Raw genomic sequence first — 12761 nt, forward strand, 5'->3', positions numbered from 1 at the left:
AATTCACCTGCGTCCTCGCTCGCGACAGCATCCACCACCAAGCACCAGGCATCTCTGCCCAACACCCGGCAGCTTACACCGCCGCCAGCGTTTCCCTTCCTTCAGACCTGTCCATAAAGCGCGGGCTGAAGCCCGAACCGCCACCGGCCAGAGCGCACTTCGCGTCACCGCGCTACTCAGCGGTTTGAAGAACGCCCCGTCGTTTGCGGGAGGCGGGCTTGTACGCGCCCCCCCGGGATCTGTCAACGGCCTTTTTGACAAATTGTTGACCGGGCCGTCGACAACCGGCGAAACGGATCGAACCTATTGTTGTTATTGCGAGATTCGATGATTTTCGTAACAATAGATAGAGGTCGGCAGGTTTGTGGGCTTTCGGTGCATGACAGCTGCCTGCGACGCCAACCGACCCCACGGCGACTGCTCGCACCCGCCCTCTGAACCCGTCGGGTGAACCATTGCCCGGCGGCGCCATAGGCCCGCGACAGGATAAGAACCGCCACCTTGTCCCCTCCTGCCCCCCAGGGATGCGTGGATGCTCGATCAGCCGGACCGTTCCGAAAACCCCTCGATTCCCCCCATATCATCTGCCCCTGACGCTGCTTCTGCGGCGGCACCCGACGCGGCTGCCGCCGCCGCCCCGGCGGAAACGGCGCCACCGCCGACATTGGTGCCCATCGCGCCGCCAGCACGCGCCATTCCGGCCTGGATGAAGCTGGGTGCCGGCCTGGCGGGCGCCGGATTGCTGGCCGCCATCGGCTGGATCATCGTCGGGCAAGACCCGGCAGCGCCCACCCGGTCGCCCGACGACGCGCCACCCACGCAGGCGGCCGGCACGCAGGCCGCCACGCCACGGGCCCCGGCACCGACCGAAGCTCCCGACATCGCCGGCATGCCACAACCGGAAACTGTTGATTTGCCGCCCATCGTCCACGCCGATGCCGCCCCCTCCGCGGGCACGCCGCAGGCCGCCGATGCGGCGCCGCCACGCGATGACGACGGCGACAAGCCCGAGCCCATGGACCGCTACGAGGCAACCGTCCGCGTCGAAAAGGGCGACACGCTGGAGAGCATCCTGCGCGACATGGACTTCGCGCCCGAGGAGATCCGCAAGGCGGTGGCGGCGCTCAAGCCGGTGCTGAAGGGCGCGCGCCTGCCCGTCGGCGAGACGCTCACGCTGCAGGTGCAGGCGCCGCAGGACAACGACGGCAAGCCGACGCTGCAGGCGCTCGTCATCCGGCCCGAGGCGCGCCGCGAGATCACGCTCGAGCGCGATGCGGACGGCGCCTACAGCGCCACGCAGCGCACCTTCGAGGTCGTGGCCAAGCTGGTGCGCGCCACGGGCGTGGTGAAGGGCTCGCTGCGCGGCAGCGCCGACGCCGCCCGCATTCCACCGTCGGTGCGGGCCGAGATGCTGCGCGCCTTTTCGTGGGACGTGAACTTCCAGTACGACGTCAAGGGCGGCGACCGCTTCGCGGTGCTGATCGAGCAGTCGTACACAACCGACGGCCGGCTGGTGGGCCCCGGCCGCGTCCTGTGGGCCCAGATCACAACCGGCGGCGGCAAGAACACGTTCAATATCTACCGCTTCAAGCCCGGGCGTGGCGCCGAGTTCTTCTACTACGGCAACGGTCAGAGCGTGGTGAAGTCGCTGCTGCGCACCCCGATGGGCCTGAACCGCCTGTCCTCCGGCTTCGGCATGCGCAGCCATCCCATCCTCGGCTTCACCGCCATGCATTCCGGCGTCGACTTCGCCGCCCCCTACGGCACGCCGATCCTCGCCGCCGGCGCCGGCACGGTGGCCCAGGCCGGCCCCTATGCCGGCTACGGCAACTACGTGAAGATCGACCACGGCGGCGGCATCGCCACCGCTTATGGGCACATGGCCCGCTACGCGCCCGGCATCCGCCCCGGCGCGCGCGTCCACCAGGGACAGGTGGTCGGCTTCGTGGGCAGCACCGGCATGTCGACCGGGCCGCATCTGCACTACGAGCTGCACCAGAAGGGCCGGCCGGTGAACCCGCTCACGGCGCGCGCCTCGCAGCGCACCGGCCTCGCCGGCAAGAATCTCGAGCGCTTTCGTGCTCTCGTGGCCAGGACCGACCGCGCCCGCGATGGCGCCGAGCTGATCGCGACGCGATAGCGTCGGCCGATCAGAGGACGTCGCGCAGCGCCTTCTCGAGCCCGGCGCGCCCGACGCGCGGCAGGAAGCCGGGCTGCACGCCGGTGGCGACGAAGCGGCCGGCGTCCTTGTCGAAGGTGAACAGATCGCGGCTCGCCACGGCGTCGTCCGCGACCGTCACGTCAGCCAGATGCGCCACCCGCCGCATGCCGTCGCGCTGCCGCTCGAGATACACCACCACCTCGAAGGCGCGCGCCAGGCGCCGGCGCGCCTCCGGCGGCGGTGTTCCCGCATCCGCCGCACGCAGCAGCGCATACAGCCGGTCAAGCGCGTCCTGCGGCGTCACAGCCCCGACGCTGGCCATGATGCCGTCGGTGCCGGCGGCGACGGCGCCGACGATCCCCGACGTCACCGCTTCCGTGACATCGTCGATCAGCAGACGGTCGGGACGCAGCGCCAGCGCCGCGGTCAGCACCTCGGTCGGCGCGACGCGGATGTCGCCGGGCACGATCAGCGGCACGTGGTGCACCACATCCGGCCGCAGCTCGGCGCTGCGCTCGATCGTGATGACCCGGTCCTCGGTGCCTGCCGCCCGCGCCAGGGCCGCCAGCAATGCCGTCTTGCCGCAATCGGGGCCGCCACAGATCAGCAGGTTGAGCCGGCTGCGCACCGCCACGCGCAGGAAGCCTGCCATCTGCGGCGATAGCACGCCCTCGGCGACCATCGAATCGAGTGTCACTGCGCGCGTCACCGGCCGTCTAATCACCAGGTAGGGTCCCCCCGACGCCAGCGGCGGGGTCACGACGGTCACGCGCGTGCCGTCATCCAGGCGCCGGTCGACCACGGGCCCGCGCTCGGCGTCGACCGCGCCGCCGACGCGCTGCGTCAGCCGCTCGGCCACACGCTCGAGCTGGCCTGCGTCGCGGAACGCCACACGCACCGGCTCGAGCCGGCCGCGGCGATCGACGAAGACGGCGCCCGGCCCGTTGACGAGCACGGCGCGCACGGTGTCGTCGCGCATCACCGCGTCCAGCGGGCCCAGGCCGAACAGCTCGTCGTATGCCTGTCGTTCCAGAAGGTCGCGCTCGGCTTCGGAGACGGTGATCGCGGCCGTCACCAGCGCGGCGGCAACGGCGCCGCGCACCCGGTCCTGCCGCTCGCGGCGCGAGGCCGGCGCGCTGCTGCGCTGCTGCAGCAGGATTGGCATGATGGCCGCGAGCGCGGCATCGACGCTGACCACGGGCGTCGATACGACCGGGGGCGCCGGCGCATCGGATACCGGCCCGGCCGGCGGCGGGACAGGCGCCGGCGACGCTTCCAGCACGGCGGACGCGGCCCGCGCCGCCATCGGGACAGGCGGCCCCACCGGCGGCAGCGTCGCCTCGGCGCGTGGCGCCAGCGATACCAGCGATGAAGGCAGATCGGGGGTGACGACAGACGGTGCTGCCGCAGGCGGAGCTTCCCCGCCCCATCCTTCGGCGGGCGGGTACCGCCGCGATCCGTTGCGCTCGTCGAAAACCACCAGCGTGTCCGTTTGTCGCGCGGCTGGGGCATCACCGGCAAAGACGGCCGCCATATCCGTCGATGGGTCGGCAAGTGACGGCCAGCCCCGCCGATAGTTGTCAAGCAGGGCCACCACGATGCGACGCAACTCGAAGCTGGTCAACGTCGCGCCGCGGGAACGGAAGTAGTTGTGGACCAATTCGCCCAGCCGATAAGCGATATCGCCCGCCGACATGCCGCCGCGCAGGGTGGTATCGACAGGCTCGCGCAGTTGCGAGACCAGGGAGGTCCAGGTGTCCTCGAGCTGCCGGCCGCGCCCCTCGGCGCCGGCCGGCTCAGGGAAGACGGCGCTGTAGGCGCTACCCCACATGCCGTCCACAGGGGCAGCGACCGGGCGATCGAGGATCGCCCGAAGTTCCGAAACTCGGTGAGGACGCATCGTGAATTCCGGCGACGACTATTGGGACAGCATCAGACTGATTTTGGCCGGAGGATATCTTGTATTCGCCACAATTGACACGAAAAAGATAAGCCATTACTGTAGCTTAGTGAATTTCTGGCAAAAGTGGCGCGCATGGAGTCGGTTAGGCCCGCTCGTTGAGGTGAAACGTTAAATTATCGCGAATCTCATGAACGCGCCATTCCACAGATGGTTGCGCCAGCGTATTGAGCCTCGGTCCGACTGAGGGTCCGGGGGATGGTCGCGCACGCCGAGCCGCAGCAATTGCGCCAACCAGTCTTCGGTTTTGTCGGCAAATCGAGCCCGACCCTGCAGGAGCGGTTGCGCTGGGGCAGCAGCCTGGTGGCCGCCCTGGCGATTCATGCCCTGGCCGTCGTGGCGCTGCTGGCGGTGGTCCGGCCGACACCGCAGCCGCCGCCCAATGTCATCGAGGTCGAGGTCGTCGAACCGCCGCCGGCCGCACCGGCGGCGGATCCACCACCAGCGGCAGACCTACCTCCGCCACCCGACAAGCCGGCCGACCTGCGGCCGGTGATGCCGGCGCCACCACCGGCACAGCCGGAGCCGGTGCCACAACAGCAGCCTCAGACAGACCCGGCGCCACCGCCGCCGCAAGCCGAGCCCCCTCCCCAGCCCGAGGCAGCCGACGCCGCATCCCCGGCGCCGCCGCTGCCCTTCCATGACGGGGGGTTCGCCATCCCGCCCGGGCCGATGGCCTCCACCGAGCCGCCCGCCATGCCCTCGCCTCCGACACCACCGCTGGCGGATCCGCTGCGGCCAGCGCCGCCCCCAGCACCGCAGGCGGAGGCCACACCCGAACCGGCGGCGCGGCTGGCGCCCCTGGTGATCACCGCCGACCCGCGGCGCGACCCGCGACTGCCGTCCTATCCCGCCGATGCGCGCTCCAAGGGTGAGCAGGGCGATGTGCTGGTCGAGGTCGTGCTGGATCCCACCGGCGCGTTGCGCGATGCCCGCGTCAAGACGTCGAGCGGCCACGCCCGCCTCGACACGGCGGCACTGCACTCGGCGCGTGCCTTGCGTTTCCGTCCGCCGCGCCCGCCGCCAGGCGTGGTGCTGCGCAATGCCATCCTGGTCGAGATCCCGTTCAGCTATCGCCTGCAGTGAGACGGCGGCGCGCGCCTGCAGTGAGACGGCGGCGCGATATGTCGCGGCGAAGTGCCTGCACCCTTGCACCGTCAGGCCGCTTCCGCCATGGTCCGCCGCGTTCGATCATTGCCTGGGGAAAACGCATGCGCTGGACCACAATGCTGACGGCCCTCGTGGCGCTCCTCGCCGTGAGCGCGAACGGATTCGCCCAAAGCAAGACGGTGGCCCCGATGGACAAGGAAAACACGCTCTATATCGATCTCAAGGACGGCCGAGTCGTCATCCAGTTGCGGCCCGACCTGGCGCCCAAGCACGTCGCCCAGATCAAGAAGCTGGCGCGCGAGGGAAAGTATGACGGCGTCGTGTTCCACCGCGTCATCGCCGGCTTCATGGCGCAGACGGGCGATCCGGAGGGCACCGGCCGCGGCGGCATGGGTGATCGCCTGCCGGCTGAATTCTCCAAGGAGCCGCATGTGCGCGGCACCGTGTCGATGGCGCGCACCAGCGATCCCAACAGCGCCCGCAGCCAGTTCTTCATCTGCTTCGAGAAGGCTGATTTCCTCGACGGCCAGTATACCGTCTGGGGCAAGGTCGTGTCGGGCATGGAATTCGTCGACAAGATCAAGAAGGGCGAGCCGCCGCAGAATCCAGACAAGATGCTGAAGGTGCGGGTCGCAGCCGACGTGAAGGACTGATCGCACGGCGCCATTGGCCGACCAGCGCATGCCGGCAATGGCACTGATCCTCGGGATCGCAAGCGCGATCCCGTTCGCCGCGGCGACGGCCGGCGCGCTGTTCGGCCATAGCCCGGCGCTGCGCCTCTACGGCTATGTGGCGCTGATCAGCTATGGCGCCTGCGTGCTTTCGTTCCTGGGCGCCGTGCACGCCGGCGCGGCGCTGCGCGAAACGCCGGTCCCGGCGGCACGGCTGGCCACTGCCGCCGCCGCGCCGCTGCTGGCCTGGCTGGCGCTGGCCCTGGGCGAGGGCAACGGCCTGCTCCTGATGGCCGCAGGCTTTCTTGCCGTGCTGGCCTACGACATCGTCGCCACCCGCCGCGGCTGGCTGCCGGCATGGTACCCACGCCTGCGCTGGCCGCTCACGGGTGTGACGCTCGTTTGCCTGCTGGCGGTGCGCCAGCTGGGACCGGTCTGACGATCGCGCTACTTCGTCACCGTATGGAACGCCTTGGCGATCACCTGCCAGCGGCCGTCGATCTTCAGCAGCGTGAGATAATCCGTGAAGTAGCGCGGCGGGAGCTGGCATTCGACCTTGGCGAAGGCCGTGGTCGGCCCGCTGAAGTCGATCGATACGATCCGGTCACGCCGCTCGTCACCCTTCGACCTGGCCGAGGGCCGGCTTTCCACCGCCTTCAGCCAGTCGGCCCGCGGCAGGTCGGCGGCGGTGCCATCGGCGCCAACGCTGTACAGATGCGACAGCGGGTGGAACGCCTCGCCCAGCTTCTTGGCGTCACCTTCGTACAGGCCATCGAAATACGTACGTAGAGTCTTTTCGACTTCAGCGATTTCCGATTGCATGGTTCCCTCCAGTCGATGCCCGCGGACAATAGCGGTGGCCTGAAACTTGCTGCAAGAAGCGCGACAGGGCGTACCAGGACGCAACGGGTGAGGAGGGTTCCGGCAGGTCATGAGCATCCACGTCGCGCTTCATCACCGCACCACCTATGCCTATGACAGGCTGGTGACGCTGGGGCCGCAGATCGTGCGGCTGCGTCCGGCACCGCACTGCCGCACGCCGGTGCTGTCCTATGCGCTCAACGTCGAGCCCGCCGGCCATTTCATCAACTGGCAGCAGGACCCCCAGGGCAACTACCTGGCGCGGCTGGTGTTCCCCGAGCCGGCGCAGCGCTTCGAGGTGACGGTCGACCTGGTCGCCGACATGGCGGTGATCAATCCGTTCGACTTCTTCCTCGACCCCGAAGCGGAGTCGTTTCCGTTCCAGTACGATCCGGCGCTGTCGGAAGACCTGGCGCCGTTCCGCAAGACGACCGCGCCCGGTCCCCTGCTCGCCGGATGGCTGCGGCGCATCGAGCGCCGGACGCCGCGGCGCACCGTCGATTTCCTCGTCGATCTGAACCGCCGCCTGCAGCAGGACATCGGCTATGTGATCCGCATGGAGCCGGGCGTGCAGAGCTTCGAGGAGACTCTGGCGCGGCGCAAAGGATCGTGCCGCGACACCGGCTGGCTGCTGGTCAACATCCTGCGGCATCTCGGCTTCGCCACCCGCTTCGTGTCCGGCTACCTGGTCCAGCTCAAGGCGGACGAGAAGCCGCTCGACGGGCCCGAGGGGCCGGCGCAGGACTTCACCGACCTGCACGCCTGGTGCGAGGTGTACCTGCCGGGCGCCGGCTGGATCGGGCTGGACCCGACCTCGGGCCTGATGGCCGGCGAAGGCCACATCCCGCTGGCGGCGACAGCGGAACCGCAAGGCGCCGCGCCGGTTGAAGGCCTGGTTGGCACGGCCAAGGTCGATTTCTCGTTCGCCATGTCGGTGGCGCGGATCCGCGAGACACCGCGCACCACCAAGCCGTATGCCGATGAGACCTGGCAGCGCATCGTCGCACTGGGCGACACGATCGACCGCGACCTGGCCAGCGACCGCATGGACCTGACCATGGGCGGCGAGCCGACCTTCGTGTCGGTCGACGACATGGATGGCCCCGAGTGGAACACCGAGGCGCTGGGCGCCAACAAGCGGCGCATCGCCGGCAACCTGTTCCGCGCGCTGGCTCGACGGTTCGGCAACGGATCGCTGCTGCACTACGGCCAGGGCAAATGGTACCCGGGCGAGCAGCTGCCGCGCTGGGCGCTGACCTGCCTCTGGCGCAAGGACGGCGAGGCGATCTGGCGCAACCCGCGCCTGATCGCGCACGAGGAGAAGCCCAACGGCGCCACGCCCGAGCTGGCGGGCCGCTTCGCGCAGGTGCTGGCCGAACGCCTGCAGATCGATCCGGGCTTCGCGCTGCCGGCGTTCGAGGACACCTGGTACTATCTCTGGCGCGAGCGGCGCCTGCCGGTGAACGTCGATCCCGCCGAGTCGAACCTCAAGGATCCGCTCGAGCGGGCGCGGCTGGCGCGCGTCTTCGAGCAGGGCCTGGAAAGCGTCGTTGGCCATGTGCTGCCGATCCAGCGCGACCACGGCCGCGGGCGGCGCTGGCGCAGCGGGCCGTGGTTCGTGCGGCCGCAGCGGCTTTATCTCATCCCCGGTGACTCGCCGGTCGGCTATCGCCTGCCGCTCGACTCGCTGCCCTGGGCCGCGCCGGAGGACCAAGCCTATTTCTACGATCCCGACCCCTTGATGGCGCGCGTGCCGTTGCCGCCGCTGGATACGCTGCGGCAGGCCGCGGTCACGCGGCTGCAGTCACCGGCCGCCGAGCCGGGCGAGGCCCGCGGCCGCGATGCGGCACCCGTCAACGGCATGCCTGCCAAGGGACAGTCGGCAGCCTGGATCGCACGCACGGCCATGGTGTTCGAGCCGCGGCAGGGCCACCTGCACGTGTTCATGCCGCCGACCGAAGATGCCGAGGATTATCTGCATCTGATCACCGCCGTGGAGGACACGGCGGAAGAGCTCGGCTGTCCGGTCTTCGTCGAAGGCTACGAGCCGCCGTTCGATCCACGCCTGTCGCAGTTCTCGGTGACACCCGATCCGGGCGTGATCGAGGTCAACATCCATCCCTCGGCGTCATGGCGCGAGGTCGTGGACAAGACCGAGGTCGTCTACGACGAAGCGCGCCAGGTGCGGCTGGGGGCGCAGAAATTCATGCTCGACGGCCGCCACACCGGCACCGGCGGCGGCAATCACGTGACCCTGGGCGGCGCCACGCCGGCAGGCTCGCCACTGCTGCGCCGGCCCGACGTGCTGAAGAGCCTGCTCGGCTACTGGCACAACCATCCATCGCTCAGCTACCTGTTCTCGGGCCTGTTCATCGGGCCGACCAGCCAGCACCCGCGGGTCGATGAGGCCCGCAACGACGCGCTGTTCGAGCTCGAGATCGCCTTTCGCCAGATCGAGAGCGGCAAGGACGCGCCACCCTGGCTGGTCGACCGCCTGTTCCGCAATCTGCTGGTGGACGTCACCGGCAACACGCATCGGGCCGAGTTCTGCATCGACAAGCTCTACACGCCGGACAGCGCCGCCGGCCGGCGCGGCCTGCTCGAGCTTCGCGCCTTCGAGATGCCGCCGCATCCGCGTATGAGCGTGGCACAGCTTCTGCTGCTGCGCGGCCTGCTGGCCAGCTTCTGGCGCCAGCCCTACGACAGGAAGCTCACACGATGGGGCACGCGCCTGCATGACGATTTCATGCTGCCGCACTTCGTCTGGCAGGATTTCAACGAGGTCATCGACGACCTCCGCCGCGCCGGCTACGACGTGGAGGCGGGCTGGTTCCTGCCGCATCTCGAGTTCCGCTTCCCCGAGATCGGCGTCATCGCCCAGCGCGGCATCGAGCTCGAGCTGCGCCACGCGCTGGAGCCCTGGCATGTGCTGGGCGAGGAGGCCGCCACCGGCGGCACGGCACGCTTCGTCGATTCCTCGCTGGAGCGCCTGCAGGTGAAGGTCCGCGGCCTCAACGACACGCGCCACGCCGTGGCGTGCGGCGGCTATGCCGTGCCGCTGCGCGCCACCGGGGTGCCGGGCGAATACGTCGCAGGCGTGCGCTATCGGGCATGGCAGCCGCCCAGCGCGCTGCATCCCACGATCGGCGTCCATGCACCCCTCATCTTCGACCTCTACGATTCCTGGACCGGCCGGTCGATCGGCGGCTGCACCTACCACGTGGCGCACCCCGGCGGCCGCAACTACGACCGGTTCCCGGTGAACGCCAACGAGGCCGAAGCACGGCGCCGGGTACGCTTCGCGCCGATCGGCCACACCCAGGGGCCGATGGCGGCGCCCCGGCCGCTCGACAACCCTGACCACCCGTTGACGCTCGACCTGCGGCGCGCCTGAAGGTTTCACCTCTCGCGCAAGCGGGAGAGGAGCATGAGGTGGACCCCACCGCCGGGCTGTGCGATTCTGGACCTCCGTCCACGACCGTCCCGGCAATATGAAGGCCCTGCGCATTCCCGAGGCGTCCCCCGGCAAGGCCGCCTATGACGAGCTGGTCACCGGCCAGGGGACGATCCGCTATCACTGGCAAGGCCTGCTGAGTGTCGTGCGGTCGTTGCCCGACGGCGGCTTCGCCGGACGTGTCGAGCGCGCCCGCCAGCAGCTCATCGAAGGCGGCGCCACGGGTGCCGCCACGCCGGACGGCGCCGCGCCGGTCGAGGCCTGGGCGCTGGAAGGCCTGCCCCTGATCGTGTCGCCGTCGGACTGGCGGGTGCTCGAGGACGGGCTGGCGCAGCGCGCGCGCCTGCTGGACGCGCTGCTTGCCGATGTCTACGGACCGCAGCGCCTGCTGGCCGAACGCGTGCTGCCGCCGGCGCTGCTGCAGGCCAACCCGCACTTCCTGCGGCCCTGCCACAGCCCCGGCACCCCGCCACCCAAGCGGCACCTGGTGACCTACGCCGCCGACGTCGTGCACATGCCCGACGGGTCGTGGGCGGTGCTGGCCGACTACACCCAGGCGCCGGCCGGCGCCGGCTACGCCCTGCATATCCGCCGCACGCTGGCGCGGGCGCTGCCGGAAGCGTTCCGCGCCGTCGCGGTGCGCGAGATCGGTCCCTTCTACGAGCAGTGGCGGGAGACGCTGGCCGAGCTGGCTCCCGCCGGCGGCGGCAATCCGCTGGTGGCGCTGCTCACGGCGGGCCCCTATGCGCAGACCTATGTCGAGCAGGTGTTCCTCGCCCGCGCGCTGGGCATGACGCTGGTCGAAGGCGCTGATCTCACGGTGCGGACCGAGGGGGTTGCGCTGAAGACCCTCGAAGGATTGAAGCATGTCGACGTGCTGCTGCGCCGGCTCGACAGCGCCTATTGTGACCCGCTGGAGCTGCGCGCCGACTCGAGCCTGGGTGTCACCGGACTGCTGGGCGCGGCGCGCTGCGGCAGCGTGAGCGTGGCCAACGCCCTGGGCAGCGGCGCCATCGAGACGCCGGCGCTGGCGCCGTTCCTGCCCGGCCTGGCGCGAAGGCTGCTGGGCGAGGAGCTGCAGTTGCCGGCGGTCGACGTCTGGTGGCTCGGCGAGAAGCCGGCGCTGGATCATGCACTGGCGCAGTTCGATTCGCTGATCTTCCGGCCGGCCTTCGATACCGCACACAAGACGCACGCAGTCCCCGCCGCCGGCGGCAGCGACCCGCGCGCCCTCTACGACCGCGTGCGCGCCCGGCCAGCGGATTGGGTGGCGCAACATCGGCTGGCGCCGTCGATGGCGCCAGCCTGGACGGCCGATGGCCTGCGGCCGGAGCCGCTGGTGCTGCGCCTCTTCGCCATCGCGCGGGACGACGGCTACATGGTCATGCCCGGCGGCGTCGCGCGCACGCCGGCCGCCGATCCGCTGACCCAGCCCGGACGGCTTGACGGCCAGCTGCGCGACATCTGGGTGCTGGCGGAAGACGATGCCGATGTGGTGATCCCCTCGACGGCACGCTTCCAGCGGCTGGCCATCCAGCGCGGTGTCGACCTGCAGAGCCGCATCGCCGACAACCTGTTCTGGCTCGGCCGCTACACCGAGCGCCTCGATAACACCGCACGGCTCATCCGGGCGGCGCTGTCGCGCCTCGCGCTGGGGCCGATGGGGCCGCGCGACCAGGCTGAGCTGCGCCAGCTCACGCGCGCGCTCGCCGACATGGGCCTGATCAGCGCGTCCGAGGCGATGGCGCCGCCCGACAGCGTGCTGCTGATCCAGACCCTGACGCGATTCACCGGCGATGGGCGGCCGATCGCCGAGATCCTGCGCGCCATCAAGCGCCTGGCGGCGTCGACCCGCGATCGGCTGTCGGCCGACATGATCGCCACCCTCGATGCGCTGCTGGGCGCCGTCACGCGGCGCCTGGCCCAGGCGCGCGGCGACGTCGACCGGCTGCTGGCCGCGCTCGGCGACCTGATCCGCTTCGTCGCCACCTTCGCCGGCCTGTCGCAGGAGAACGTCACGCGCGGCAGCGGCTGGCGCTTCCTCGATATCGGCCGCCGCCTGGAGCGCGCCTACTTCACCTGCCGCGGCGTGCTGTCGCCCTTCACCCAGACCCCGATGGTCTGGGAATCGGCGATGCGGCTGGCGCTCGAGCTGTGCGACAGCACCATCACCTACCGCACGCGCTATCTGGGCGCGCTCGAGCCGGCGCCCACGCTCGATCTGGTGCTGCTCGACGACAGCAACCCGCGTGCGGTCGCGTTCCAGCTCCACGCCATCCATCATCATCTCGACGAGCTGGGCCGGGCCACGGGCAGCGCGGTCGCCTTTCCCGCCACGCAGCATGTCGGCGCGCTGCACGATGCGGTGATGCTCTTTGCGCGCGACGAGCGTGCCTGGCGGCACGAGGGCCTGGCGCTGGCGCAGCTGCGCCATGCGCTGGACCGCCTGGAGAACGGCCTGGGCCAGCTCTCCGACGAGCTCACGCGCCACTACTTCTCGCTGGTGCCGGCGGCGCACGCGCTTGGCCAGCCCACGGCGTGAGA

At 70.2% G+C, this 12761-nt stretch carries 8 protein-coding genes; 6 read left to right on the top strand and 2 right to left on the bottom strand.

Features of this window, described 5'->3' with window-relative positions; all coding sequences use genetic code 11:
• The first annotated feature begins 532 nt into the window (after positions 1-532).
• Complete coding sequence (locus FHP25_RS32305) at positions 533-2140, top strand: M23 family metallopeptidase (protein WP_147851122.1); 1608 nt, start codon at positions 533-535, stop codon at positions 2138-2140.
• A 10-nt stretch (positions 2141-2150) separates the two neighbouring features.
• Here FHP25_RS32305 and FHP25_RS32310 read toward each other — a convergent pair whose 3' ends face one another.
• Complete coding sequence (locus tag FHP25_RS32310) at positions 2151-3992, bottom strand: CpaF family protein (protein WP_147851123.1); 1842 nt, start codon at positions 3990-3992, stop codon at positions 2151-2153.
• A 327-nt stretch (positions 3993-4319) separates the two neighbouring features.
• Here FHP25_RS32310 and FHP25_RS32315 point away from each other — a divergent pair, with 327 nt between their 5' ends.
• The 3 genes from FHP25_RS32315 to FHP25_RS32325 all read left to right on the top strand — a co-directional run bounded on the left by FHP25_RS32315 (position 4320) and on the right by FHP25_RS32325 (position 6341).
• Complete coding sequence (locus tag FHP25_RS32315; RefSeq protein WP_147851124.1) at positions 4320-5207, top strand: energy transducer TonB; 888 nt, start codon at positions 4320-4322, stop codon at positions 5205-5207.
• Positions 5208-5419: 212 nt separating this feature from the next.
• Positions 5420-5884 (top strand): peptidylprolyl isomerase, encoded by a 465-nt coding sequence (locus FHP25_RS32320; protein WP_218578761.1) that lies wholly within the window; start codon positions 5420-5422, stop codon positions 5882-5884.
• Between the two features lie 37 nt (positions 5885-5921).
• The gene (locus FHP25_RS32325; RefSeq protein ID WP_178133949.1) at positions 5922-6341 is read left to right on the top strand and encodes a DUF3429 domain-containing protein; all 420 of its coding nucleotides are present in this window, start codon (positions 5922-5924) and stop codon (positions 6339-6341) included.
• Between the two features lie 8 nt (positions 6342-6349).
• Here FHP25_RS32325 and FHP25_RS32330 read toward each other — a convergent pair whose 3' ends face one another.
• A complete protein-coding gene (locus FHP25_RS32330; RefSeq protein ID WP_147851127.1) occupies positions 6350-6724 on the bottom strand; it encodes a nuclear transport factor 2 family protein in 375 nt (124 codons plus the stop codon).
• Between the two features lie 109 nt (positions 6725-6833).
• Between FHP25_RS32330 and FHP25_RS32335 the strand changes: the two genes are divergently transcribed.
• Complete coding sequence (locus tag FHP25_RS32335; RefSeq protein ID WP_147851128.1) at positions 6834-10157, top strand: transglutaminase family protein; 3324 nt, start codon at positions 6834-6836, stop codon at positions 10155-10157.
• A 97-nt stretch (positions 10158-10254) separates the two neighbouring features.
• Positions 10255-12759 carry a circularly permuted type 2 ATP-grasp protein gene (locus FHP25_RS32340; RefSeq protein ID WP_147851129.1) on the top strand — a complete coding sequence of 835 codons (2505 nt, stop codon included), beginning with the start codon at positions 10255-10257 and terminating at the stop codon, positions 12757-12759.
• Positions 12760-12761: the final 2 nt, after the last annotated feature.

Source organism: Vineibacter terrae, from assembly GCF_008039615.1.
Classification (GTDB): domain Bacteria; phylum Pseudomonadota; class Alphaproteobacteria; order Reyranellales; family Reyranellaceae; genus Vineibacter; species Vineibacter terrae.